This window comes from Streptomyces sp. NPDC021096 (genome assembly GCF_040641275.1).
Classification (GTDB): Bacteria; Actinomycetota; Actinomycetes; order Streptomycetales; family Streptomycetaceae; genus Streptomyces.
The window spans coordinates 27,849-53,364 of the sequence record NZ_JBFADG010000035.1; the positions used below are offsets into that span (position 1 = coordinate 27,849).

Annotated in this window: 24 protein-coding genes; 13 read left to right on the plus strand and 11 right to left on the minus strand. The window is 70.0% G+C overall.

The window, feature by feature from the left end:
* Positions 1-80: 80 nt before the first annotated feature.
* Positions 81-1,079 carry an inorganic phosphate transporter gene (locus AB0G59_RS27365; protein ID WP_360916845.1) on the minus strand — a complete coding sequence of 333 codons (999 nt, stop codon included), beginning with the start codon at positions 1,077-1,079 and terminating at the stop codon, positions 81-83.
* A 6-nt stretch (positions 1,080-1,085) separates the two neighbouring features.
* Positions 1,086-1,706: a DUF47 family protein gene (locus tag AB0G59_RS27370; RefSeq protein WP_121801285.1), complete on the minus strand. Its 621-nt coding sequence runs from the start codon at positions 1,704-1,706 to the stop codon at positions 1,086-1,088.
* A 270-nt stretch (positions 1,707-1,976) separates the two neighbouring features.
* Here AB0G59_RS27370 and AB0G59_RS27375 point away from each other — a divergent pair, with 270 nt between their 5' ends.
* Positions 1,977-2,360 (plus strand): metal-sensitive transcriptional regulator, encoded by a 384-nt coding sequence (locus tag AB0G59_RS27375; protein WP_071965891.1) that lies wholly within the window; start codon positions 1,977-1,979, stop codon positions 2,358-2,360.
* 100 nt (positions 2,361-2,460) lie between these two features.
* Here the strand turns inward: AB0G59_RS27375 and AB0G59_RS27380 are convergent, their stop codons facing one another.
* Together AB0G59_RS27380 and AB0G59_RS27385 are read right to left on the minus strand one after the other, a co-directional pair.
* Positions 2,461-2,652 (minus strand): hypothetical protein, encoded by a 192-nt coding sequence (locus AB0G59_RS27380; RefSeq protein WP_360916850.1) that lies wholly within the window; start codon positions 2,650-2,652, stop codon positions 2,461-2,463.
* Positions 2,653-2,764: 112 nt separating this feature from the next.
* Positions 2,765-3,814, minus strand: coding sequence for a hypothetical protein (locus AB0G59_RS27385; RefSeq protein ID WP_360916853.1), 1,050 nt, complete (start codon positions 3,812-3,814; stop codon positions 2,765-2,767).
* 89 nt (positions 3,815-3,903) lie between these two features.
* On the opposite strand from AB0G59_RS27385, the gene AB0G59_RS27390 reads away from it, so the two are divergent.
* Positions 3,904-4,113, plus strand: coding sequence for a hypothetical protein (locus AB0G59_RS27390; RefSeq protein ID WP_360916856.1), 210 nt, complete (start codon positions 3,904-3,906; stop codon positions 4,111-4,113).
* A gap of 18 nt (positions 4,114-4,131) precedes the next feature.
* On the opposite strand, the gene AB0G59_RS27395 is transcribed toward AB0G59_RS27390, so the two are convergent.
* The 3 genes from AB0G59_RS27395 to AB0G59_RS27405 all read right to left on the minus strand — a co-directional run bounded on the left by AB0G59_RS27395 (position 4,132) and on the right by AB0G59_RS27405 (position 7,892).
* Positions 4,132-4,857, minus strand: coding sequence for a phosphatase PAP2 family protein (locus tag AB0G59_RS27395; protein ID WP_360916859.1), 726 nt, complete (start codon positions 4,855-4,857; stop codon positions 4,132-4,134).
* A 191-nt stretch (positions 4,858-5,048) separates the two neighbouring features.
* Positions 5,049-6,059: a bifunctional lytic transglycosylase/C40 family peptidase gene (locus AB0G59_RS27400; protein WP_360916862.1), complete on the minus strand. Its 1,011-nt coding sequence runs from the start codon at positions 6,057-6,059 to the stop codon at positions 5,049-5,051.
* Between the two features lie 75 nt (positions 6,060-6,134).
* Complete coding sequence (locus tag AB0G59_RS27405) at positions 6,135-7,892, minus strand: serine/threonine-protein kinase (RefSeq protein WP_360916865.1); 1,758 nt, start codon at positions 7,890-7,892, stop codon at positions 6,135-6,137.
* 249 nt (positions 7,893-8,141) lie between these two features.
* Between AB0G59_RS27405 and AB0G59_RS27410 the strand changes: the two genes are divergently transcribed.
* From AB0G59_RS27410 to AB0G59_RS27425, 4 genes are all read left to right on the plus strand, one after another.
* Positions 8,142-8,528, plus strand: a complete 387-nt coding sequence (locus AB0G59_RS27410; RefSeq protein ID WP_360916868.1) for a DUF6507 family protein — start codon at positions 8,142-8,144, stop codon at positions 8,526-8,528.
* Positions 8,529-8,596: 68 nt separating this feature from the next.
* Positions 8,597-10,837, plus strand: coding sequence for a hypothetical protein (locus AB0G59_RS27415; RefSeq protein ID WP_360916871.1), 2,241 nt, complete (start codon positions 8,597-8,599; stop codon positions 10,835-10,837).
* A gap of 26 nt (positions 10,838-10,863) precedes the next feature.
* Positions 10,864-11,631 (plus strand): hypothetical protein, encoded by a 768-nt coding sequence (locus AB0G59_RS27420; RefSeq protein WP_360916874.1) that lies wholly within the window; start codon positions 10,864-10,866, stop codon positions 11,629-11,631.
* Positions 11,632-11,851: 220 nt separating this feature from the next.
* A complete protein-coding gene (locus AB0G59_RS27425; protein ID WP_360916877.1) occupies positions 11,852-12,070 on the plus strand; it encodes a DUF397 domain-containing protein in 219 nt (72 codons plus the stop codon).
* Positions 12,071-12,076: 6 nt separating this feature from the next.
* Here AB0G59_RS27425 and AB0G59_RS27430 read toward each other — a convergent pair whose 3' ends face one another.
* On the minus strand, positions 12,077-13,375 hold the full coding sequence (locus tag AB0G59_RS27430) for a serine/threonine-protein kinase (RefSeq protein WP_360916880.1): 1,299 nt from the start codon (positions 13,373-13,375) through the stop codon (positions 12,077-12,079).
* A 324-nt stretch (positions 13,376-13,699) separates the two neighbouring features.
* Between AB0G59_RS27430 and AB0G59_RS27435 the strand changes: the two genes are divergently transcribed.
* From AB0G59_RS27435 to AB0G59_RS27460, 6 genes are all read left to right on the plus strand, one after another.
* Positions 13,700-14,008, plus strand: coding sequence for a hypothetical protein (locus AB0G59_RS27435; RefSeq protein WP_071965919.1), 309 nt, complete (start codon positions 13,700-13,702; stop codon positions 14,006-14,008).
* 207 nt (positions 14,009-14,215) lie between these two features.
* Positions 14,216-15,073, plus strand: a complete 858-nt coding sequence (locus AB0G59_RS27440) for a hypothetical protein (protein WP_360916883.1) — start codon at positions 14,216-14,218, stop codon at positions 15,071-15,073.
* Entirely contained in the window at positions 15,063-16,439 is a 1,377-nt protein-coding gene (locus tag AB0G59_RS27445) for a hypothetical protein (protein ID WP_360916886.1), read from the plus strand. Before AB0G59_RS27440 ends, AB0G59_RS27445 begins: the two co-directional genes overlap by 11 nt.
* Positions 16,436-17,995, plus strand: a complete 1,560-nt coding sequence (locus AB0G59_RS27450; RefSeq protein WP_360916889.1) for an SCO6880 family protein — start codon at positions 16,436-16,438, stop codon at positions 17,993-17,995. Before AB0G59_RS27445 ends, AB0G59_RS27450 begins: the two co-directional genes overlap by 4 nt.
* Positions 17,996-18,005: 10 nt before the next feature.
* On the plus strand, positions 18,006-19,418 hold the full coding sequence (locus tag AB0G59_RS27455; RefSeq protein WP_360916892.1) for an ATP-binding protein: 1,413 nt from the start codon (positions 18,006-18,008) through the stop codon (positions 19,416-19,418).
* 1 nt (position 19,419) lies between these two features.
* On the plus strand, positions 19,420-20,988 hold the full coding sequence (locus tag AB0G59_RS27460; RefSeq protein ID WP_360916895.1) for a type VI secretion protein: 1,569 nt from the start codon (positions 19,420-19,422) through the stop codon (positions 20,986-20,988).
* A gap of 30 nt (positions 20,989-21,018) precedes the next feature.
* Here the strand turns inward: AB0G59_RS27460 and AB0G59_RS27465 are convergent, their stop codons facing one another.
* The 3 genes from AB0G59_RS27465 to AB0G59_RS27475 all read right to left on the minus strand — a co-directional run bounded on the left by AB0G59_RS27465 (position 21,019) and on the right by AB0G59_RS27475 (position 24,306).
* Entirely contained in the window at positions 21,019-22,185 is a 1,167-nt protein-coding gene (locus tag AB0G59_RS27465) for a serine hydrolase domain-containing protein (protein WP_360916898.1), read from the minus strand.
* 190 nt (positions 22,186-22,375) lie between these two features.
* The gene (locus AB0G59_RS27470; RefSeq protein ID WP_360916901.1) at positions 22,376-23,032 is read right to left on the minus strand and encodes a response regulator transcription factor; all 657 of its coding nucleotides are present in this window, start codon (positions 23,030-23,032) and stop codon (positions 22,376-22,378) included.
* Complete coding sequence (locus AB0G59_RS27475; protein WP_360916904.1) at positions 23,029-24,306, minus strand: histidine kinase; 1,278 nt, start codon at positions 24,304-24,306, stop codon at positions 23,029-23,031. The genes AB0G59_RS27470 and AB0G59_RS27475 overlap by 4 nt, the downstream gene beginning before the upstream one ends.
* Positions 24,307-24,416: 110 nt before the next feature.
* Between AB0G59_RS27475 and AB0G59_RS27480 the strand changes: the two genes are divergently transcribed.
* Entirely contained in the window at positions 24,417-25,391 is a 975-nt protein-coding gene (locus tag AB0G59_RS27480; RefSeq protein WP_360916907.1) for a hydroxyacid dehydrogenase, read from the plus strand.
* Positions 25,392-25,516: the final 125 nt, after the last annotated feature.

A 25,516-nucleotide genomic window follows, 5' to 3' on the forward strand; every position in this document is an offset into this window, starting at 1 on the left:
CCGCCGCAAGGCAAAGGGCCCGCCCCCTGTTCGTACCAGGGGGCGGGCCCGATCCGTTCAACGGACGAGATCCGGGAGGGTCACCCGAATGCCAGGTTCACGACCCAGAAGCTGAACGCGGCGACGATGGCCGCGGCCGGCATGGTGATGAACCAGCCCATCACGATGTTCTTGGCGACGCCCCAGCGGACCGCGCGCGTGCCCTTCGTGGAGCCGACGCCCATGATCGCGGAGGTGATGACATGCGTCGTGGAGATCGGCGCGTGGAACATGAACGACGCCGTGTACATCACGGAGGCGGCCGTCGTCTCGGCGGCGAAGCCCTGCGGCGGGTCCAGCTCGATGATGCGGCGCCCCAGCGTCCGCATGATGCGCCAGCCACCCGCGTACGTACCCAGCGACAGCGTGATCGCACAGGCCAGCTTGACCCACAGCGGGATCGCGGCGTCCTTGTCCTGGACGTCACCGATGACCAGGGCCATCACCACGATGCCCATGGTCTTCTGGGCGTCCTGCAGACCGTGGCCGAGCGCCATGCCCGCCGCGGAGACGGTCTGGGCGATACGGAAGCCGCGCTTCGCCTTGTGCGGGTTGGCCTTCCGGAACATCCACATGATCGCGACCATCACCAGATAGCCGATGATCAGGCCGACGAACGGCGAGAGGAACATCGGGATGACGACCTTCTCGACGACGCCCGACCAGATGACGGTCGTACCGCCCGCGAGCGCCGCGCCCACCATGCCGCCGAAGAGGGCGTGCGAGGAGGACGAGGGCAGGCCGAAGTACCAGGTGACCATGTTCCAGACGATCGCGCCGACCAACGCGGCGAAGAGGATGCCCATCCCCTTGTCGCCCACCGGCGTCTCGATCAGGCCCTTGCTGACGGTCTTGGCGACCCCGCTGCCCAGGAAGGCACCGGCAAGGTTCATGACCGCCGCCATCGCCAGGGCCGCCCGCGGGGTCAGCGCCCGCGTGGAGACCGAGGTGGCGATGGCGTTCGCGGAGTCGTGAAAGCCGTTCGTATAGGTGAATCCGAGCGCGACCCCGATGGTCACGACAAGCGCAAACGTATCCACCGGGGGTCAGGACTCCTTGACCGCGATGGTCTCGACCGTGTTCGCGACGTGCTCGAACGCGTCGGCGGCCTCCTCCAGCACGTCCACGATCTGCTTGAGCTTCAGAACCTCGATGGCGTCGTACTTGCCGTTGAAGAGCTGGGCGAGGAGCTTGCGGTGAATCTGGTCGGCCTGGTTCTCGAGCCGGTTCACCTCGATCCAGTACTCGGTGAGGTTCGTCATGGTCCGCAGATTCGGCATCGCCTCGGCGGTCAGCTCCGCGGCCCGCGCGAGGACCTCGATCTGCTGCTCGACGCCCTTCGGCAATTCCTCCACCTGGTAGAGGACGACCAGGTCGACCGCCTCTTCCATGAAATCCATGATGTCGTCGAGCGAACCCGCGAGGGAGTAGATGTCCTCACGGTCGAACGGCGTGATGAAAGAGGAGTTCAGCTGGTGGAAGATCGCGTGCGTCGCGTCGTCCCCGGCGTGTTCCGCTGCACGCATCCGCTCGGCGATCTCGGCCCGGGCGGAGGTGTCCGCTCCGAGCAGTTCCATCAGGAGCTTGGAGCCCGTGACGATGTTGTCCGCGGAGGCGGCGAACATGTCGTAGAAGCTCGTCTCCCTGGGGGTCAGACGAAAGCGCACGTGGGATCCTCGGGGTGCAGCGGATTCGGTCTCGTTGATGCTAGGCGCATCATCCAGCCACAGCTAACTGGCATTCCCTCAGTGTCGCCCATCGGGCAGAGTGCTCATGAAGGCGGTACGGGCCTCCGGCGATAAATTTCGGTACCATATACCCGGCGGGGGTATGCAAATGGCGGATAGCCGACATGCGGCCACCACGCGGCGCGACGCCCCCGCCACGGGCTGATGACCAGCGCGCACTGAGGCGCCGGCAGGACAACGGAGGACGCCATGACGCCCACGGATGCCACAGTGACCAGCACCACTGAAGCGGCGGGCGGCTCCTGCCACGGCGACACCGCCGTCCAGGGTGACCAGAGCGCCCATCCGGGCCCCCACGGCTACAGCAAGCAGAAGGACCAGCACCTCAAGCGACTGCGCCGCATCGAGGGCCAGATCCGGGGCCTGCAGCGCATGGTCGAGGAGGACGTCTACTGCATCGACATATTGACCCAGGTGTCGGCCGGCACCAAGGCCCTCCAGTCCTTCGCCCTCCAGCTGCTCCAGGAACACCTCCGCCACTGCGTGGCCGACGCGGCCCTGAAGGGCGGCACGGAGATCGACGCAAAGGTAGAAGAAGCCAGCGCAGCAATCGCCCGCCTACTGAGGACGTAAGACCGCCGTTGTGGGCAATCGTTCCGCTGGGCTGGGGGCACCTCCCAGCGGTAGCTGGGGGAGGGTGGGCACAACGGAACACGGCGCCGCACCCGACCGTTCACCCCTCGGGCTCACCCGTCTCGGCGCCGGCGCCCCCACGCCGTACAACCCTCAAAACCTCATCGATCCGGTCAAAGCTGAGCCGCTCCTCAACCGCACTGGACGCCGCGATCATCAGCTCCCCGTAGAGATCGATCTCGATGAGGGCCACGGGATCCGGCCCGCCGGACGAACCGCGTCGCGAAACCACGTGATTCACCTCCTCGGGTCACCTCGCCCACGGCCTTCCAGCGTAGTGATCGGTACACACTCCGCGCATGGCACAGAAGGACCATTTCCATGGCCAACTACGCCCTGCCGCGCTATTTCTGCGGCGAAGCGACCGTGCCCGCATAGATTTCGGCCGGTGCGGGCAAGGCGATGACCGGCCGGTGTCCAAAGGCGAACAGCTCCACGGTCGAGACCACCGTCATGGGTGACGGCGGGGCCGAAACGGCGGCCCCCGTGGCCACGGCGGCCGGTGAGACGGACGCGGCCGGGGCCATCGCCGAGGCCGCCGCCGTCGTCACCGGCCGCTGGCCGTCCACCGGCGTCCTCTCACGGGCGGCGACCCGGTCCGCGACCCCGAAGCGGTAGCGCAGCAGGCGCGGCCTGCCCCGCTCGTCGAGGTATGCGTCGAAAGCCACCGTCCCACTGGAGAACCCTTTCGCCGCCGCGGCCAGCGCCGCCCGGTCCCGCGCGGGCGCGGTGCGCGCGGCGCGGGAGAGGTCGATCGTCCCCCAGTAGTGCGTCACCCGCTCCCCGCCGACCCGCTCGTCCCCGACGTACGCGACCTCGCGCGCGCCGCCCAGCAGCTCGGCCGCGGCGAGGGGGTCGGTGGCCCCGCTGGTGAGCAGATCGCCGTCGGGAAGGGCGCCCGTGTCGATACGTACCCACTTGCCGGCGGGCACCCCGGCGCCGCGGTTCTTCATGTACAGGGCGCCGGGCGCGAAGACCTCGGTGATCGGGCGGTGCCCGGCCCGGCCGGCCGAACCCTCCGGCAGCATCACCGTCAACCGCCCGACCGGCCGGGTGAAGTCGTAGACGCCCTTGCCCCGGATGGTCAGCCGGGTGCCGCCGCTGACGGTCTCCATGGACGTACGCACCCGCGCCCCGCCCACGCCCGCCAGGGCCTTCGGGGCGTGCCGCACGGCGGCGAGCGCGCGGGCGGGGTCGGCGGCCGCGGGGCCCGCCGCCTCGTGGACCTGCCGGACCTGGCTGCTGCCACGGCCGTGGGCGGCACCGGCGCCCCGGGCCTCGTCGGCCTGCGGCGGTTCGGCGCAGCCGGACACCACGAGCAGCCCGAGGGCCAGGCCGCCCGCGACCGCGCCGGCGACGACCGCGCCTTTGCGTCTGTGCCCCTGCACCGCCATGAAGGAAAGCCCCCTGCCGCACGCTGGTGGAACCCGTTCTCTTCAACGACCGCCCCGGGGTAGCCGTCACGGCCGGGTAGCGTGGTCCCGTGTCCGAACCAGCTTTCGCGCCGTCCGGCGCCGCACACAGCACCACGACGAGCGAGCGCGGCTCGTTCTGCACGGCCCGCTGCTCCTGCGGCTGGTACGGCCCGGCACGCCGGGCCCGTTCGCTGGCCCGTGAGGACGCCGAGACCCATGTGACGACGGCGGGCGGCGACCTGCCCGGCCAGCGCCAGACGCCGCCCCCGCTGGGCTAGGCCTCCGCCCCGCTCCGGCTAGGCGGCGAGGTCGCGGTCGTGGTGGAACGGCTGCTGCCCGGGCAGCGCCGGGTCGCCGGCGGCCGGCACCACGGGCAGGGGCGCGTCGGGCGACCGTACGAGCCGTCCGGCGCGGGTGCCCGCGATCATCCGGGTCAGCGGGGTGAGCAGCATCATGGCCAGCGGCGCGAGGAGCAGTGCCACGGCCGTGCCCAGGGCGAGGCCGCCGACGACGTCGGTCGGGTAGTGCACTCCCATGTAGACGCGGCAGAAGCCTTCGAGGAGCGCCAGGCCGATGCCGATGAACCCGTACTTCCGGTTCGCTACGAACAAGCCGACGGCGAGCGCCATGGTCAGCGTCGCGTGGTCGCTGACGAAGGAGTAGTCCTTCTTGCCGTCGACCAGCACCTCCAGCCCGGGATGGTCGAGGAAGGGCCGTGGCCGCCGGACGAAGTCCCGGATGGGGATGTTGACGAGCAGGGCGATCCCGGCCGCGAGGGGGGACCACAGCAGCGCGGCGACGCCCGCGGGGGCGTCCGCGCTCTTCCGCAGGCTCCACCAGGCGCAGAGCATGAGCACGGCGAGCCCGAACACGATGCCGTACTCGCCGATGTACTCCATCGTCCGGTCCGCCCAGTTCGGCGCGGACTTGGCGATGCCGTTGATGTCGTAGAGCAGGCTGACGTCGGGGTTCGACTCACCCCCGGCCACCGGCATGGAGTCTCCCGTCACGAGTCCAGCCATCGCCCCGGCCCCTATCTGTCGCCCGTCGCTACGTCCAGCTACCGACCCCCGTGGTCCGTGCGCCGCAGCCGCGGCGCTGCTTCGACACTTCCATGGAACGCCCGACTCCGGCCAGCCGTTCCACTCTCCACCCAATGATCACCAGGACGTTATCGAAGGGTGACCGATCGTCCGGTTCCAGGGTCCGTCGTTCATGCCCTGTCCGGCTTCGGGAGAGCTTTCGCTCCGTCAGCGGTCACCCGGGTCGCCCCGATGTAGTCCGGTTGCGCGTCGATCTTCTCGAACCGGATCACGGCCCCCGTGCGCGGCGCGTGGATCATGTACCCGCCCCCGACGTACAGCCCCACGTGGTGGATCGTCCGTGGGTCCTTCAGGTCGTTGGCGAAGAAGACCAGGTCTCCCGGCAGCAATTCGTCCCGCTTGGGGTGGGCTCCGGCGTTCCACTGGTCGTTCGCCACGCGCGGCAATTCGATACCGACCGAGGCGTATGCGGCCTTCGTCAGCCCCGAGCAGTCGAAGCGGCCGCCGTCCTCCTTCGTCCCGTCACCGCCCCACAGGTAGGGCGTGCCGAGCTTGTCCTGCGCGTAGTAGATCGCACCGGCGGCCGCCTGCGAGGGCGCGACCCTGCCGACGGGCCGGGCGAAGCTCTTCTCCAGGCTGCGGATGGACTTCACGTAGCCCTGGGTCTCGCTGATCGACGGGATCCCGCCGGCCTTGATGACCCGGTACGGGCCGGCGTTGTACGCGGCGAGCATATTGTCCGTCAGGTCGCCCGATACGCCCTTGACGTCCTTGGCCAACTCGCAGTCGTAGGAGGCGGCTGACGGGATGGCATCCGCAGGGTCCCAGACGTTCCGCTTGCCGTCGCCGTTGCCGTCTATCCCCTGCGTCGCCCATGTCTCGGGGATGAACTGCGCTATCCCCTGTGCCGCGGCGTGGCTCTCCGCCGTCGGGTCCCAGTTGCTCTCGGTGTAGAGCTGGGCGGCGAGGATGGCGGGGTTGAGGGCGGAACAGAGGTTGCCCCACTTGGCGACGAGGGCCTGGTACTGGTCCGGCACCGCGCCCTTGGCCAGCCCGACCGTGCCCTTGCCGCCGCCGCCCATGATGTTCCCAGCGGCTGCGTACACCCCGGCGACGAGCAGCCCGAGGAAACACAGGCACATCCCGATGCCGACACCCACGCCCACCCAGAACTTGCGCACCCGTCAACCTTCCCCCAACGCGGGGCCGGTGCACTGCCGTTTCCGGAATGTCCTGTGTTCCGGGCCCTCGCTCCCCTATTTCGCGGTGAAGCCGTAACAGGCGATGCTCGCATACTCCTTCGGGCCCTTGACGTGCTGGAAGAGCACCGTCCAGTTCCCGGGGTCGTTGACGACGGGGATGCCGTCCGCGTAGGGCTTGCCGTTGACCGTCTGCTGGAAGTCGTCAGGGTAGGTCAGCTCGACGAACGAGGTGCCGTGCCCGTCGCCGTTCCTGAACAGGTCCACGGGCTTGCTGGTGTAGCCCAGACCGAGGTTCTGCTGGCGCAGGCCCTCGAACGGCTTGCCGGTCTTCGCGTCGATCTCGTGCGGGGGCTTGACGGCCACGGAGACGTAGTACGGCTTACCGAGGGCGGGGTCGGCGTACTTGAAGCGGAATGAGACCTTCACCTTGCCGGACATCACATTGATGTCGGGGTTCTCGGCGTTCACGACCGAGAACTGGAACTGCGGGGAACGCTCCTCCGCAGGAAGCTGACAGGCCCCTTCACCGTGGCTGGACCCCTCCTGCGGCGTCCAGTAGTCGCGGTTAGGAGCGGTCGCCTCGAGGTAGGCGGGCTCCTTCCCGGCCGGACCCGACGAAGCTCCGGAATCGGCCGCAGAGGGCGAGGACGACGCCGAAGGCTTGGCGTCCGCCGTGCCGGCCGCCTTCTGCCCGCCCTGCTTGGAGTCGTCGCCGGCCGCCTGGACCGAGATAGCCACGATGACCCCGAGCACGACCGAGGCGGCGCAGACCGCGAGCAACAGCTTCGTGCGCGGCCGCTGGGGCGCCGGGGGCGGAGGCGGCACCGGGAGGGCCCCGGGGGCCGGAGGCGTCCCGGGCGCCGTGGGCGTGGCGGGGAATGCGGGCGCGGCAGGGGACGCGGCCTGGGGCGCGGCCTGGGCGGACATCACCGTCGGTACGTAGCCGGGCGACGGCAGTGCCACGGGCGCGCTGCCCGCCAGCTCCTGGTACACCGGGTCCTCGACGAGCGCGGAGGTCACCGCGCACCGGCTGATGATCTCGGCGGGGGTGGGCCGCTTCGCCGGGTCACCCGTCACGCACGCCCGCACGAGCTCCGCCAGTGCCGGCTCGACCCCGGCCACGTCGATCTCGCCGTGGACGACCCGGTACGTCACCGACTCCAGCGAGCCCTCACCGTAGGGCGGCCGGCCGGTCGCCGCGGCGGCGACGGTCGCACCCAGCGCGAACACGTCGGCGGCGGCCGTGACGTCGTTGCGGGTGATGATCTCGGGGGCGGTGTAGCCGGGCGTGCCCGGCGCGGTCCCCGCCTGGGTCAGGGCGGTCTGCTCGGCGCCGCGCGCGATGCCGAAGTCGATGAGCTTGGGCCCGACCGCCGAAAGGATGATGTTGTGCGGCTTCAGGTCCCGGTGCATCACCCCGTGCGCGTGCACATCGGCCAGCGCCTCGGCGAGCGCGGCGAACAGCCGCAAGCACGTGGCGGCGGGGACCGGTCCCCGCTCGCGTATCGCCTCGATCAGCGTGGGCCCGGGCACGTACTCCGTGGCCAGCCAGTACGGCGCCGCGTCCAGCGAGGCGTCGATCAGATTCGCGGTGAACGCGCTGCGCACGGCCCGTACGGTCGCCACCTCGCGCCGGAAGCGCGCCAGGGCCTCGGGCGAGTCCGCGAAGTCCTCCCTGATGACCTTGATGGCCAGCTGCCGCCCACCCGGCGACCGCCCCAAGTACACCTGCCCCATGCCGCCGGCGCCGAGCCGGGCGAGGACGGTGTGCGTACCGATGCTTGCGGGGTCCTGAGGACGAAGAGCTTCCACGGGGGGAGACTGTGCCACAAAGAGGCATGTCCTGATCAACATCGAAGCCGACGCCGACGGAGAGGCGCTCACGCCCCCTCAGGAACACGCTGTGCGCCCTGCCGAACACCCCGCGTTGAACATGAGTACGAATACTCACGACGCCCCATCGCCACATGATCTACGGTGTGACGTGGTGTCAACTGTGTGAGCCGTGTGCAGGCAGTTGCACTGGCACAGTTGCATTCCCGGGGAGGGGTCCGCACCACCATGTCTCAATGGGACATCAAGCCCGCCGGTGTCCGGGGAGTGATCTCCAGAACGTCGGAGGTCATCGGCAAGCTGGGGGACGAGTCCACCTCGTACAGCACCCACACTCAGTCCGCCGCCGGGCACGCCGGCGCCCTCGTCGGCCCCTGCGACGCAAGCCAGGGCCTAGTGGGGCTGGCACTGGCCGCCTACACCCAGCACGCCACGCCGGAGCTCGCGTTCATCGCGGTGCGCGCGAAGAAGTCCCTGCAGGGGGCGATCGACGCCACTGCCGCGTACGAGCAGGGCGACCTGGAGATGGCCGCGAACAAGCAGGCGGCCGCCTGCAAGGCGCCGACGCCCGAGGAACTCGCAGCCGTCCTGGGCAAGCGGGGGGACAAGAAGTGAAGAGTTCCCCGATCGACCCGATCCTCATCCCCCACTTCACGGGCGACGTCGGCGCACTGGAACGGGACGTGGCCGCCCTGGCCAAGGACGCATCGAGCGTCCGCACCACGGGCGCGAACACCCACACCACCTTCCAGGGCCTCTCGTCCTGGTACGTCGCCCCCGAGGTCCAGCAGCTGCTGGACAGCACCCTGCCGGTGCGCGACAAGGCCGACCACTTCGCGGACGGCCTGGAGACGGTGAAGTCCGCGCTGGCCACGTACGCGTCGGCGATCCGCCCCATCGTGAAGGAGCTGGACGGCCTGCGCGAGCAGGCGGTGGCCTTCCGCGCCGAGATAGGCGACAGCGACCGCTGGCTCAAGGACCAGAGCAAGGTCGACCGGAACGCGCACCTGATCCGCGCGGTGGCGGTGGCGCAGGAGAAGTTCCACGACGCCGAGCGCGACGCCTTCAACAAAATCACCGGAGTCTTCGACAAGAGCCTCCGTCTGACCGTCGACGACGGCACCCACAAGAAGGGGATGTACGGCTACAAGCCGAGCGACGTCGAAAAGGCCACCAAGACGCCGTGGGGCGTGGTCGAGGACCGCGAATACGACGGCCTGGCGGCGGCGTGGCACTGGACGTCGGACACCGTGACGAACGTCGCCAAGGGCTTCTTCGTCGACGGCGTGGGAAACGCCGCAAAGGGCCTCTACCACCTGGTCAACTTCACCGACGGCAAGACCTTCAAGGAAACCTGGAACGGCCTCGGCACCACCGTCTACGGCCTCGGCCTGTACGCCACGAAGCCCTTCGACATGGTCTTCGACCAGACGATGCTCAGGGACAAGGACGGCCCCGACGAGATCCGGGCGAAGAAGGCGGCCAGGGAGTTCGGCAAGTCCTTCATCGCCTACGACGAGTGGAAGACGAACCCGAGCCGCGCTGCAGGAACCGTCGCCTTCAACGTGCTGACGATCGCCGCGGGTCCCCTCCTGAAGGCCGGCGCGGCCGGGAAGGCGGGCCAGGCCGGTGCGGCCGGAGAAGCCGCCGGTACCGCCGCAGCGGCCGCGAGAGCGGCCAAGGCCGCCACCGCTCTCGGCACGGTGGGGCGCTACGTCGACCCGGTGACGTACGTGCAGAAGGCCACGGGCCTGAGCGTGGAGGCCACGAAGCTCGCGATACCGAAGATCGGTGACATCGCGTCGGAGGTCAGGCAGAGCCTGGGCCGAATAGGCACCCACAATCCGAGCTCGGTCGAACTCCCCACCCTGGACGGCAAGCCCCAGTACCTCCATCCGGACGGCACCATCCGCGACAACACCGGCATCAAACAGCCCGGCGCGGAGGCCCCCAAGGAACCGAGCAGGCACGACCTGGCGACGCCGCGGGAGGCTGCGACTACGGCCGACCGGCGGGTCTTGGCTCACTCCGGGGGCCGGGCAGCGGACTCCGGCGCGGGCTCGGGCGCAGGCGCAGGCGCAGGCGCAGGCGCAGGCGCAGGCGCAGGCGCAGGCGCAGGCAACCATGCCAGTTCCACCGACTCTGGCGCCGGATCGGGCAGGGGCTCGGCCGGCGGTCATAGTGGGGGCGCCGGGCACGGTGGCGACTCCGGCTCCGGTGGGGGCTCCGGTGCCGGCCACGGTGACGACGCCGGTAAGGGCACGGGCGCCGGCGACGATGCCGGCAAGGACGCAGGCTCGGGGACCGGTGACACCGGATCCGGCTCGGGCTCGGGCGACCACACGCCGCCCGGTACGTACAAGCCCGGCCCGGACGAAGAGGTTCCGCACCTCCGGCGTCAGGACAACGAATTCTCGGACACGCACAACAAGAAGAAGCAGCGCAAGAGCTACATCAACGAGGATGGCGACCTCGTGCCCGCCAACCCGGACGGCGACGCAACGATCGTCGACCACATTGAGGGTGTCGACCCGGCGAAGTCGGATAGCCCCTACACCTCGACCAGTAAGGACGGCGCCGACGCCAAGGACTACGGCGGCAAAACGATCCGGATCGACCTGCCGAAGCTGAGAGCGGACATCGCCAGCGGCAAGCTCAAGGGCGTCGAGGTCTATTCGCCAGAGCAGGTCGAAGCGGCGATCCAAGCGGCTGCCGACAAGACCGCCGGGTACCATATCGACCTCACGATTCCGCCGAGAACGCCGAGGGCGAAGGCCCGTAAGATAGCGAATAAGTTCGGGTTCGATCAGGAAACGACGCTCCTCATCACGCAACGCATGATGGACATGATGCACACGCGTCGAGACTCCGAGTGGCTCATCAAGGGTATCGTGCCCAGCGAGTACATCACGGGTCCGTTCTAGTTCCTGAGCGCGAAGGGAGGACAGTTATGACGCGGTTCAAAGAATTGCTCTATACAGATTTCGAGGGTAATTCGACGACGGACATCGTGCTTTACAAGGCGTTCGATGACCCCCGGCACATGGAACGCGTTCCCGGGCTGGTCGAGTTGATGAATGACTCTGCAGCGCCCGAAATGGAACGTTTTGTCGCCTGCATGGCTTTGACGACATGGGCGGAGCCGGCCGGGTATGAGGCCGTCATGCGCGCGGCAGCGGACCCGGAAAAGACGCCTTGGTACGATTTTTCGGTCGACCGAAAGTTTTCGGTGGACAGTACGTTTTCACAGTTGGCGCTGGCTGTGGAGAACAGCTGCAACCTGTCCGACGAAAAGGGGACGGGCGAGCAGCGACAGCAGGCATTCCTTTCCCTCGTGCGGCTCGCTGACAGTCAGTACTTCGAAGACCGTCTGGGCGAATTGTTCGACGATGAGTTTCTCATGGTCGCGCTGGATGACATCAAAGACGTCATAGGCCGCGGCGCGCGCTCTCTCGCATCGGGGGAGAAGCAGCGGTTCGACCTGGCCACCCAGTTGGTGGACCTCGCAGGCGCTGTGGCAATGGTCGACGGCCGCTTGGCAGTGGAGCTGGCCATGAGTGTGCTTGATGTCAGCGCCTCTCCGCGCACGCTCAACCATGCCGTTGACATCGTCTACCGTGGCGAGGGCCCCGAGGTCCGGCAGTTCGCGGAGTACCTGACGGCAGTCGGTGACGAGGAAGTGCGGCGGCAAGTCCGCGAAGCACTGAACGAGTCCTGAGCGGACCGCTTCAAGGCGCTGAGTCGCACGCGCGAGTCGAAGCCGGGCCGTTGGCCTCGTTCCGGCTCGTGCGGCGGCGGCTCCTTGGGCGCGGGCTCCGGCGCCCGCCACCCGGCACGGGGCGGCAGCCGGTAAGTGTCCGCTCCCGACGGGCTCTTCACCCCTCCCCTATCGTGGGCCTGACGTTCATCCGAACATCCCACCCTGAGGAGGGCGACGCGTGCCCGAGCTCAACTGGATCCCGGCCACCGACGACGAGACGGTCACCGAGTATCTGGAGGTCGCCTTCGGTGACGACGGCAATGTCTACATCCGGGAGAACATCAACCCCGGCAAGGTCGTCGTGACCACGGACGCCAAGTGGGACGCCTTCGTCCTCGGCGTGAAGGCCGGGGAGTTCGACCACTTCGTCGAGGGCCTCGAGGACCTCGACGGCTGACGGTCGTCAGTCCCGGTCGTCGTCATCGCCCTCCTCCCGCTTCGGCGACTTCGACGACTTCGGCTTCGACGGCTTCTTGTGCTTGCTCGACGACGGTGACGGCTTCGCCGGCTTCGGCCGCCTCGTCTCCTGTGCCGGACCGGCGTCCGGGTCGAGATCGGCGTGCGGAGCGGTGCTGGGCGCCTGGGCCGGGCGCGGGCTGTCGGAGCCGCTGTCGGACTCGAACAGTGACGCACCGATCAGCGCCGCCGCCACGAAGGCCACCACGCCGGCCGTGGCGCCGAGCAGCACCTTTCTCTTCCGGTTCGCCGCAGGAACCGCCGCGTAGGTCGTCGTCCTCTCCTGCCGCGCCGCCGGCACCGCCGGGCGCGGGGGCGCTGCCACCGGCGGCGCGAACGGCGCCCGCGGCGCGGAGGCCGGTGCGGCAGGCCGGGCGAACGGCGCCTGCGGCATCGCGGCCGGCGCGACGGGCGGCGGCAGCGGCTGGGGGGTGTCCTGCCAGGACGAGCCCGCGAAGAAGTCCGCCACCTCCTGCGCCGACGGCCGCTCCTCCGGCTGCTTGGCCAGCATCCGCAGCAGATACGCCTCGAAGGCGTACGGCACCTCGCCGCGCCGCAGCCGCGGCGACTCGGGCGGGCTGTCCACGTGCATGTAGAGCAACGTGGTCGGGCTGTCCGACCAGAACGGCGGCCGGCCGACCAGCAGCTGGTACAGCACGCATCCCAGCGCGTACACGTCCGACTCCGGACCCGCGGTACGGCCCAGGGCCCGTTCGGGGGCGAGGTACGTGCTCGTACCGACGATCTGGCCCGCCCGGGTCAGCCCGGCCGACGTCTCGTCGACGAAGCGGGCGATGCCGAAGTCGCCGATCTTCAGCGCGCCGCTCGAGGCGTCGACCATGAGGTTGCCCGGCTTCACGTCCCGGTGGACCACACCCTGCCGGTGCGCCGCCGCCAGGCCGGAGGCCGTCTGAGCGGCCAGGTCGGCTACGCGCGGCACGGCGAGCATGCCCTGCGCGGACAGCTCGGCGGCCAGGCTCGGCCCCTTGACCAGCTCCATGACCAGGTAGAAGCGGCCCTCCCACTCGCCGAAGTCGTACACCGCGACGACTTGAGGGTGATTCAGGCGGGCGGCCGTCTGCGCTTCCATCCGGAAGCGCATCGCGGCCGACTCGTCGCCGTCGTCGCCCAGCAGCAGCTTGACCGCCACCTGACGGCCCAGCACTTCGTCGTGGCCCTGCCAGACTTCGCCCATCCCGCCCCGGCCGAGCGGCTCCCCCAACCGGTAACGACCGGCAACCAGCACCCGTACCACCCTTGATCTCGACCCATGCGCCGATCACGAAGAGTACCCACCGAACACACTGTCGTTTGAACATCTCCACGCCCCCCTGCCCCACCGAACATTGCTCGGCGTCCATACGCGTGATACACAGAGTCACCCTAGGGCTCCCCACTGACAACGGGCTTCGCCGCAGGTCAGAGCGGTACCACCGCTCACCCATACGGGTCCCGACAAAAATTGCCGCCAAATCGACATGCAAGGGCGGCATCGTCGGCGAAGATAGGTCCTGACCTTTGCCGTGCGGCAGAGGGGATACAACAACCCATAAGGGGCGGTGAGTTAGAAATGTTTTTGGCTGCCGGCAAGGGCGACATCAACCTCATCATTGGGGGAATCGCCCCGAAATGGGGTCCATTTGGCCAACTCGGCCAGGAGGCCCGCGTGATGATCGAGGTCATCATGGCAGCAGCGATCCTCCTGTGCCTGGCGATCGCGATCTGGGGAGCGGCGAAGCAGCGGATCGGCGCCACGGCGCTTCGCGACACCTTCAGCGCGGAACAGGGCAAGGGGCTGATCGTCGCCGGGCTCACCGGTGTGTTCATCATCGGCTCGCTCGGCACGTTGTTCACGATCGTCTACGGCATGGCGGTCTGAGCCGCCCCACGCGCCCCCCTTCCGCCCCCGTCTGCCCCACCGCGCATCGCCCCCGCGCAGACCCCCTCGTCCCCGAGTCCCCCCGCACCGAGGCTGCCACCTGATGCCCCCTCACTCCCCCTCGTCCTCCCCCCGGATTCCCTTCACACCGCTACCGTCATATACGGGCGGCAAGCCAGCCACGACGTATGAGGGAGCAGGCGAGCGATGAGTCTCGGCGACGACGGCTACGGCAGTGGCGGCGATCAGCACGTGACGCGTACGCGGCTCCCCGAGGGCGAGATCGACCCGTACGCACCACCGCGGCGCGGTGGCGGCCGCGGTGGCCGTGCGGGGCGGTCCTCCAGCCGGAGCCTGATGACGGTGGTCGGCGTCGTCGTGCTGCTCATCGCCGCCATCGCCTTCGCCAACAGAGGCGGCGGTTCCGGCTCCGGCGGCTCGGAGAGCGGCGGTGACGGCGGCAAGGGCGCCCGCAGCGAGGCGACCGCGCCGTCGGGCGTCAAGCCCGTGGACGGCAAGACCGGAGGAATCGCTTCCGGGTTCGCCCACTCGGAGCAGGGGGCGCAGTCGGCCGCGGCGAATTTCGCGGTGGCGTTGGGCGGTGACGGGATGTTCAAGGCGAGCAGTCGTCACGCGATCGTGGACGCCACTCACACACCCGATGTCGCTGCCGGCCTCAAGGGCGATCTGGACAAGGCCTACTCCGCCGATTTCCTCAAGAACGTCGGGCTGCAGCCCGACGGCTCGGCACCCAAGGGCCTGACCTTCGTCTCGCGCTCCGTACCGGTGGGGTCAAAAACCACGGCGTACAGCAACGACGACGCGACCGTCGAGGTCTGGTGCACGGGGCTCGTCGGCCTTGCCGGCGAGGGGTCGACCAAGCCCGTCGCCCAGACATGGTTCACCGTGACCGAGAAGCTCCGTTGGGTGAACGACGACTGGAAGATCGTGTCTTCCAGCCAGAAGCAGGGGCCGACGCCGGTCGGCGGTGACGATCGCGCGTCAGGGGCCGCTGAGATCTCGAACGCGGTAAGCGGATACGGAGGGTTCACTTATGCCAGGTAGCCGCCGCCCGCGCGCCTGTTCCGCAACGGCAATTGCCGTGTCCATCCAGGTCGCCGTTATCGCGCTGGCCTCCCGCGCAACTGCCGCGCCCTCACCCACACCCACACCCACACCTGTCCCCTCAGCCACGCCAAGCCCAGGGGCATCGACAAGCCCCGGCCCCTCGGCGTCCAAAAGCAACGACCCTTGCGACCTCATCGTCGGGCTGGCCAAGGAGTACTGCACAGGTCAGAAGGGCAGTAGCGGCAGCGGAAAGACCACCACGCCCCCCTCCGACCAAGCCGCCCTCGACCCCCTCGCCTCCCTCGCCAAAGGCTGTGCCGACGCCGGCGCCTGGATCATCGGCAAGCTCTCCGAGGCCATCCGCTCCACCGGCAACGTCGACTTCACCAACGCGCCCTTCCTCCGCCAGTACGCCGTCGTCTTCGCCGCCTCCACCATCCTCACCCTCGTCCTGTGGCTGCTGGCCGTGGCCAAGCGGGCCGTGCGGGGCGTGCCCGTGACGGAGGCGATCACCGAGGCCGTGGGGTTCCTGTGGCTGACGGTGCTGGCGTCCGCGTTCACCCCCCTCGTGCTCTACACCGTCGTATCGGCCACCGACGCCGTGACCGACGTCATCGCCAGCGGCTCGGGGGTCAACAACGACGCCTTCTTCGGCGGCTTCGCCGAGGCCCTCAAGAAGGGCGAGGGCATCGGCGGCGGGCCGATCATGCTGATCGTCGTCTCCCTGGTGTCCGTCCTCGCCGCCGGCGTGCTCTGGCTGGAGCTGGTCATCAGAGCCGCCCTGCTCTACGTCGGCGCGCTGCTCGGCACGGCCGTGTACGCGGGGCTCGTCGACAAGAACATGTGGGGCCACGTGCGCCGCTGGGCCGGAATCATGATCGCGGTGATCCTGGTGAAGCCCATCATCATGATCGTGCTCGGTCTCGCCGGCGCGCTGTCCTCCGGTGACGGGCCGACCGCCTTCTCCGCCGTCGTGTCCGGGCTCGCGATCATCATTCTCGCGATCTTCGCCAGTGCGATGATCTACCGCTTCGTCCCCGGCTTCGGCGACGAGATCGTCAAGAGCCGCAACGCCAGCAACGACGCGGCGTCCCGCCAGGCCGCCGCCGTGATCTCCTCCCCCGCCGCCCTCGTCAAGCAGGGCATCACCACCCACAGCGCCCGCGGCAACGGCGGCGGCGCTCCCCAGCAGGCCCGACCGGCCAACCCCGTCTCCGGCGGTGTCGCCGCCCACAGTGCCCGCCCCGCCGCCACCGGCGGCGGCCACGGCGGCAATGGAAGCGCTCCCTCCGCAGCACCGGCCCCCGCGCCCCGCGCGCAGAACAACAGCACGAGCAATACATCCGGAGGTGAGCGGAGTTGACGGTCCCGGCCCAGTCCCAGCCGATCGCGGCCCGCCGTACGTATCTGATCGGCCGTGCGCGTCCCAACGCGGTCGTCGGCAAGAACCGCGAGACCGGCGAGATCGCGCTGATCATCGCGGGCGCGTTCCTGGGCATGATGTCCGGGCTGCTGGTGCCGATCCTGCCCCTGCGGATCCTCACCCTCACCGGCTTCCCGGCGCTGGCGCTGGCCGCCGTCTACGTGCCGTACAAGAACCGCACGTTCTACAAGTGGTTTGAAATCAACCGGTCGTACAAACGGACGCTGCGTCGGGGCACGACGTACCGTTCCGGCACCATGGAGGCGGGCACGCGTCTGGACGGGCGCGAGGTCGAGGTGGGGCCGCCGCCCGGCATCGGGCGGATCAACTGGCTCTCGGCGCCCTTCGGGCCCGACGAGATCGCCGTGCTGCTGCACGCCGACCGCCGTACCGTCACCGCCGCCATCGAGATCGAGGGCCCGGGCGTCGGGCTGCGCGACTCCGAGGACCAGGAGGCCCTGGTCGAGCGGTTCGGCACGCTCCTGAAGCACGTCGCCAACGGGGACGGCTACGTCACCCGCATCCAGATGCTGGCCCGTACGCTCCCCGCCGACCCCGACGCGCACGCCAAGGACGTCGAGCGGCGCGGCGACGGCACGGCGCCGGAGTGGCTGAAGGATTCGTACGACCAGCTGCAGTCGATGGTGTCGACGTCCTCGGAGCAGCACCGCGCCTACCTCGTCGCCTGCATGCACTACGGCCGTGAGCTGGCCGCCGAGGCGCAGGCCATCGCCCGGGCGTCCCGGCACGAGGGAGGCAAGCGCCGGCTGGACCGCGACGCGGGACTGGCCGTGGTCATGGCCCGTGAGCTGACGGACATCTGCGCACGACTGGCCGAGGCGGACATCCGGGTGCGCCAGCCGCTCGGGCAGGGGCGGCTGGCGTCGCTCGTGCACTCCATGTACGACCCGGACCACCCCATCGACCACATCCAGGCGATGACGAAGCGGAACGCCTGGCCGGCCGAACTGGACGCCATGGAGGCCACCTTCCTCCAGGCGAAGACGCGCGAGTCGTCCACGCGCGCGCCCTGGTGCCACTCCACCGCGTGGGTGAAGGAGTGGCCGATGACGCCGGTGGGCGTCAACTTCCTCGCGCCCCTCCTCGTCCACACCCCGGACGTGATCCGTACGGTCGCGGTCTGCATGGACCTCGAGCCGACCGACGTGGCCATCGAGCGGATGCTCACCGAGAAGACGAACGACGACGCGGACGCCTCCCGCGCCGCCAAGATGAACCGGGTCGTCGACCCGCGCGACGTCGCCCACCACTCCCGCGTCGACCAGCGCGGCGAGGACCTCGCCAGTGGCGCGGCCGGCGTCAACCTCGTCGGGTACATCACCGTCTCGTCCCGCTCACCGGAGGCGCTGGCGCGCGACAAGCGGACCATAAGAGCGTCGGCAGGCAAGAGCTACCTCAAGCTCGAATGGTGCGACCGCGAGCACCACCGGGCGTTCGTCAACACGCTGCCGTTCGCGACCGGCATCCGACGATAGGGGCAATGCCGTGCTCGATCCGCTCGCCGCCGTCACCGACGCGTTCACCAGTTTCCTCTTCGGCAAGGTCGAAACCACCCGGCTGCCCGTGCGTACCTCCACCGGTCAGGCGCAGGCCGTCTACCTCCCCACCGCGGCCCCCGGCCTCGGCGACTCGGGCGTGATCATCGGGCGTGAGGTCTACTCCGGCAAGGGCTACATCTACGACCCGTTCCAGCTCTACGGTCAGCAACTGCCCGCCCCGCACTGGCTCGTCCTCGGCGAGTCCGGCAACGGCAAGTCCGCGCTGGAGAAGACGTACGTCCTGCGCCAGCTGCGCTTCCGCGACCGGCAGGTCGTCGTCCTGGACGCCCAGGGCGAGGACGGTGTCGGCGAGTGGAATCTCATCGCGCAGCAGCTGGGCATAACCCCCATCCGGCTCGACCCGACGGCCGCCCTCAACGGCGGCATCCGGCTCAACCCGCTCGACCCGGCCATCACCACGACCGGCCAGCTCGCCCTGCTCCGCACGATCATCGAGGTCGCCACCGGCCGCGGCCTCGACGAACGGGCCGGCTTCGCCCTGAAGGTGGCACACGCCTACGTCAACGACACCATCCTCGACCGCCAGCCGGTCCTGACGGACATCGTCGAGCAACTGCGCCACCCCGAGGCCGAGTCCGCCGAGTCGATGAATGTCGACATAGACGATGTACGGGCCTGGGGCCTGGACGTGGCGCTCGTCCTGGACCGGCTGGTCGACGGTGACCTTCGCGGCATGTTCGACGGCCCCACGACGGCCGGCATCGACCTCGACGCCCCGCTGATCGTCTTCGACCTCTCCCACATCGACCGCAACTCCATCGCCATGCCCATCCTGATGGCGATCGTCGGCGTCTGGCTGGAGCACACCTGGATCCGGCCGGACCGCAAGAAGCGCATCTTCCTGGTGGAAGAGGCCTGGCACATCATCAACTCGCCCTTCGTGGCCCAGCTCTTCCAGCGCCTGCTCAAGTTCGGCCGACGGCTCGGCCTGTCCTTCGTGGCGGTGGTGCACCACCTGTCCGACGTCGTCGACGGCGCGGCCGCGCGGGAGGCAGCGGCGATCCTCAAGATGGCCTCGACGCGGACCGTCTACGCCCAGAAGGCGGACGAGGCCCGGGCCACCGGCCGGGTGCTGGGCCTGCCCCGGTGGGCGGTCGAGATCATTCCGACGCTCACGCCGGGCATCGCCGTCTGGGACGTCAACGGCAACGTGCAGGTCGTCAAGCACCTCATCACGGACGCCGAACGCCCTCTGGTCTACACCGACCGGGCCATGACGGAGGACGGCGACTTCGCGCGCGAGCTCGCGGCCGAGGCGGCCGCCGCCGAGCGGGCGGCCGCGGCCCTGGACGCGCGGCTGACCGACGAGTCCTACGGGTCCGAGCCGACGGTGGCGTGACGTGGCCCCCATACGGGACCGGGAACCCGCACCGGAACGCGGAATTCCGGATGGCCTCCTGGTCAGCATCCTCGCCTTCCTGCTGGGGCTGACCCTGCTGGTCTGGACGGCGACCGGCCTCGCGGCCCTCCTCGCGCACGGCGCCTGGCCGGAGGGCGTCTCCCTCACCCGTACGCCCCAGGCCCTGCGGCACCTCATGACGCAGCCGCGCGATCTGCCCGCCGCCTGGCCGGAGACGTCGCCGGACGCGCTGTCGGGGTACGGACTGTTCTGGGGGATCCTCGTCAGCGAGGTCCTGGTGACGGTGGTCCTGATGACCTTCGTGATCGGGACGGTGGCCCGGTGGCGGGGGACGCGGGCACGTAGGCAAGGACAGCTGGGACAAGGGCCGGGGCCGAGCCAGGCCCAGGCCCAGAGCCAGGCTCACGGCGGAATTCCCGGCCAGAGCCAACCCGCCGCAGGAGCGGCACCGATGGCGACGGCCCCGGCGCCAGGCGGCCCTGCCCCGGGCCCGTGGCACGCACCGACCGCAGCGACCGCGGCGGCGGCGACCTCAGCAGCACCACCGGCCGCGGTCACCGCCACACCCCCCGAAGCGCCGGCCCCGAGCTCCCCCCACCCCCAGCCTCCCGCCCCCGCCCCCGAGTCCCCCCGGCGCCTCGTCTACACCACCGAGCGCCGCGGCCCCGCCACCCGCGCGGTCCTCGAGGCCACCGGCCCCGTACTCGTCGTCACCAGCGACCCCGGACTCTGGGCCGACACCAAGGCGCCCCGCGCCAAGCTGGGCCCGGTCCACGTCTTCGACCCGGCCCACCTGCTCGACACCCCCGACCGCCTCCGCTGGAACCCCACCACCGGCTGCGAGTCCCGTGCGGCGGCCGCCTCCCGCGCGGCAGCCCTGCTCGCGCCCGTACGCCCGCTGAGCGCCCTCGACTCGGCCACCGCCGACACGGCCGAGACCCTGCTGCGCTGCTGGCTGCACGCCGCCGCCGTGGACGGCCGCCCCTTCCGCCAGGTGCACCGCTGGGCGCAGGGCACCTCGGCCCATGAGCCCGTCCGCATCCTGCGTACGAACCCCAAGGCCACCGGCGGCACGGCCGGCGAGCTGGAGTCCGCCCTCACCGGCCATCCCGAGCGCCGCGACATGGCCCAGGAGTTGGCGGCACGGGCCCTCGGCGCGCTCGCCTCGGTCCACATCCGCGACGCGTGCAACCCCAATCGAGCCAATTCGTCGGCATCGGAATCATTCATCGCCGAAGGGGGAACGCTGTACGTGGTGGGTGAGGCGATTGAGGATCCCCGCACCCGCCCGGGTGCGATGCCGCTGCTCACCGCACTCGCCTCAAGCGTGGTCGAGCACGGCCGCCGCATGGCCGAACGGTCATCCTCCGGCCGGCTCGACCCACCACTCACCCTCGTCCTCGACGACGTGGCTGCCGTGGCCCCGCTCCCCGCCCTCCCGGAGCTGCTGGAGGGCGGGGAGGCGCAGGGCCTGCCCACCTTCGCCCTGATGCGCTCCGAGGAGCAGGCCCGCGCCCGCTGGCCCCGCCACACCCTCCCGCCCCGGTAGGGCCCCGGCACGCGGAGGCGTCCGCGGGGGTCAGAAACCCGCCGCGGCGATGATCCGGCCGACCACCGGATTGCGCTGCTCGCTCTTCGCGTCCGTGGCGTTGACCGAGTAGACGAGCGTGCGGGAGAGGTTTTCGGTGGCGCCGAAGCCATTGACGTAGCCGTAGCGGCCGCCCGACTTGCCCCAGACGACGCTGTCACCGACCTCGATGCGGCTCATGCCGCTGGAGTGTGACGCCTTCCCGCCGTCCTCGTACGAGGGGACGTCGGGGACGGTGAACATCAGCTTCAGTTCGGGCTTCGGCACTATACGGCCCCGGAAGAGCGCGGCCGTGAAGCGTTCGAGGTCGGCGGTGGTCGTGATCAGATCGCCGGAGGCCCAGGTGATCGACTGGTTCCACTCGGTGACGTCGACGAGCCCGGCGGAACCGCCCGGCCCGCTCACCCTCTGGTAGCCGCGCGTGTGCCGGCCCCGGATCGTCGGGTCATTGCCCGGGCTGTACGTGTCCGTGAGCCCGGCACGGCGTACGACACGGTCCTGGATCTGGCTCTCGTACGAGCGGCCGGTGACCTTCTCGATCAGCAGGCCCAGCACGTTGTAGCCGATGTTCGAGTAGTGCTGCCGCGTACCCGGAGTGAACTCCATGGGCTTGTCGAAGCCCCGCCGCACCAGCTCACGGTGGTCCCAGCTGGTGAACCGGTGCGCGAAATCGGAAGCCTGGGAGCCGTCGGCGCTCGGCAGGCCGCTGGTGTAGTTCAGCAGGTGCCTGACCCGGACGTCCGGGTAGTGGGCGGGCAACAGCCCCGGGAGGTACTGCTGCACGGTCCCGTCGAGGCTCAGCTTCCCCTCGTGCACGAGCTGCAGCACGACGGCGGCCGTGAACGTCTTGGTGATGCTGCCGGCCCGGAAGCGCTCGTCCCCCTTCGGAGCGCGGTGCGTCCGGATGTCGGCTTCGCCGGAGGTGCCCTGCCAGCTCTCCACCTTGCCGCCGAGCCGGACCTGCGCGGCGGTGGCGACCGCCGGGTCCGGGAGCCCGGCTATGGCCTTGCGCAGTGCGTCCGAGGCCGACGGAGTGAGCTTCTGCGCGTGCGCGGGCGCGTGCCCAGGCGCTCGTTCAGCGGCCTGCGCGGCAAGCGACGGAGTGACCGCACCTGCGCTCATGGCGACGACTGCGGCGGCGATGACGACGGCTCTCACAGGGCTTCGGTGCACGACGGGTTCCCCCAGGTCTCGATGGAGCACTTGCTGACGTGCTCCATCCTGGAGACCGGCGACGACCGGCGAATCGCCGACGCGAGCGGTTCCACGGCCCGCCCGTATCCCTCGCGCGGGGGATCTCGCGCGGGGGATACGGACGCGCGCGCGGCCTCGCGCCGGACAGCCGGGGTCAGAGCCGACCGGGCGCGATCAGACCGGTCTCGTACGCGCAGATCACCGCCTGTATGCGGTCGCGCAGCCCCAACTTCGACAGCACATTGCTCACATGGGTCTTCACGGTGTGCTCGCTGACGACCAGCTCGGCCGCGATCTCCGCGTTCGACATCCCCCGCCCGAGCAGGACGAGCGTCTCGCTCTCGCGCGCGGTCAGCGCCCCCAGCTCCGGCGACGGCCCGCGCTGCGGACCACGCCCGACGTAGTCCGCGACCAGGCGCCGGGCCACCGAGGGCGCAAGCAGCGAGTCCCCCGCGACCACGACCCGTACCGCGTGCACGAGATCGTCACGGCGTACGTCCTTCAGGAGGAAGCCGCTCGCGCCGGCGTGCAACGCCTCGTACACATAGTCGTCCTGATCGAACGTCGTGAGCATGACGGCCTTGGTCCCGGACTCCGCGCAGATCCTCCGGGCCGCCTCGATGCCGTCCATGCGCGGCATCCTGATGTCGAGCAGCACGACGTCGGGCGCATGACGCCGCACGGCCTCGACCGCCTCGACCCCGTCGCCGGCCTCCGCGACCACCTCGATGTCCGGCTGCGCCGCCAGGATCATCGCAAAGCCGCCGCGCACCAACTCCTGGTCGTCGGCCACCACCACACGGATCGTCAACTTCGCACCTCCGAGCACTCCGAGCCAGAGGAGAACACGACGGGCAGGTCCACGGCAACGCGGAACCCCCGGCCGCCGGGCCCGGGCCCCGCGGAGGCCGTCCCGCCATGGGCCGCCGCACGCTCACGGATGCCGATCAGCCCACGGCCGCCGCCGGCGCCCGTACGCCCCTCCCGCGCACCCACGGCGTCGTCGACGGTGTCGTTCCCGACAGTGACGCCGAGACGGCCGTCCAACGTCCATGTGAGGCGTACGGACACGGTCGCGGCGTCGGCGTGCTTGAGCACGTTGGTGAGGGCCTCCTGGACGACCCGGTACACCGTCACCTGGATGTCCGGTGCGAGCGGTCGAGGGGCCCCGTCCACCCCGTAGGTCACCGAGAGCCCGGTACGCCGGACGGCGGCGACCAGGTCCTCGATCCCGGCCAGCGTGGGCTGCGGGCTGCGCGAGCCGCCGGGCTCGCTCCCGTCCGACGGATCGTCCCGGAGCACGCCGAGCATCCGGCGCAACTGCACCATCGCGTCCCGCCCCGCCCCCGCGATGGCGTCGAAGGCCGCCTCCGCCCGCTCGGGATCGGACCGTACGACCAGCGGGCCCGCCTCGGCCTGCACGATCATCAGGCTCACGGCGTGGGACAGGATGTCGTGCATCTCGCGTGCGATCCGCGCCCGTTCCCGCTCCGCCGCCCGTTCCGCCTCCACCTGCCGCGCCTTCTCCAGCTCGGCAGCCCGCAGTTCGACCGTCTCCGTATAGGCCTGACGGGTGCGGGCCAGCACCCCGAGCACGTACACCATGCCGAAGAGGAAGTAGGAGAAGAGGTACTCGCGGGCCGTGTTCGTCTTGAGGGCCACGGCCACCGCGACCAGCGGAAGGCCGAGCCCGATGGTGAACCGCCGCTGCCGGAGCCCCGCCTGGGCGGCAACGCTGAAGATCGCCACCACCGGGCTGTACGGCATCGGCTGCCCCGGCCCGTCCAGCGGCAGATAGACGAAGCCGGCGGCCGTGATGCACAGCAAGGCGGTGAACGGCGCCCGCGTACGCCAGAGCAGAGGCAGCACGGTCAACGTGGTCATGCCGTACATGGGCCAGGTGGCGGGCGGGGCGTCGGCCGGGCGCGGTACGACGAAGGGAATCGTCACCGCGGCCTGGACGACGGCGGTGATCAGGGCGTCGACGGCCCAGGGGTTGGAAGGACGGAGCCGGAGTATCAGGGACGGCATCAGGCCCTCGGCGGCCGGGCGGCCCGAACGGCCGTGACGATCTGGTGCATTCACCGATCCTCGCCTGCCCGAATGACGCGGACAACGCCTGCACGCGCGATTTCGCTCAGCACGTTTCCGCTCGGTACGTTTTCGCTCGCCGCGCGGCGGGCAGTGGGCAGCGCATGACGGAGGACGCCCGAACCATCGTGATCGCCATGGGTACGGACGAGGCCACGGCCGTGCTCCCCGCAGACCTACGCGCCCGGCTCGCGGAATTCGGTGCCGTGGCCGGCCAGGACGAACTGGCCCGGGCCGACGTCCTGCTCACGGGCTGGGGAAGCCCCCGGCTCACGGGAGAGCTCCTCGGCCGGGCCCCTCGGCTGCGAGCCGTCGTTCACGCTGCCGGCTCGGTCAAATGGCTGCTCACGCCGGCCGTCTGGGAGCGGGGAATCGTCGTCTCGTCCGCGGCGGCCGCCAATGCGGGCCCGGTCGCGGACTACACCTACGCATTGATCATCCTGGCCTCGAAAAGGGCTCTCCCCACCGCTGCCGCGTACTCGGCCGCATCGCACTGGCCGGACTTCCATGAACGCACGGGCGCCGACGCCCGAACGGTCGGTGTCGTCGGAGCCTCACGCATCGGCCGTCTGGTCATGGACCGGCTGCGCACGGCGGATGCCGGATATCGCACTCTGCTGTACGACCCGTATGTATCGGCGGCGGAAGCACGGGAGTTGGGAGCCACGGCAGTCGATCTCGACACCCTGTGCGGCAACAGCTCGATCGTCACCCTCCACGCACCGGAACTGCCGGAGACTCGAGGTCTGCTGACCGCGGCACGCCTGGCCCTCATTCCGGACGGCGGCACGGTCGTCAACACCGCGCGCGGCACGCTCGTGGACACGGAGGCTCTGGTGCGGGAATGCGCGTCGGGACGTCTGGCCGCCTTTCTGGACGTCACCGATCCGGAGCCGCTGCCGCCAGGGCATCCGCTGTTCGGAATGCCGAATGTGCTGGTCACGCCGCATATCGCGGGAGCACAGGGCAGCGAGGTCCGCCGGCTCGGCGCGTACGCGGTGGAGGAGGTCGGACGCTGGGTGCGCGGGGATCGGCTGCGGGGCGAAGTACGGGGGGAGGAACTCGATCGCCTGGCATAACGCACCCTGAATGCACGCGGAATTACCCTGAACGCAAAAATGCCGCAGGCCCCGAGTCAAAGACTCGGGGCCTGCGGCTTCACAATTTGTTCGGCGGCGTCCTACTCTCCCACAGGGTCCCCCCT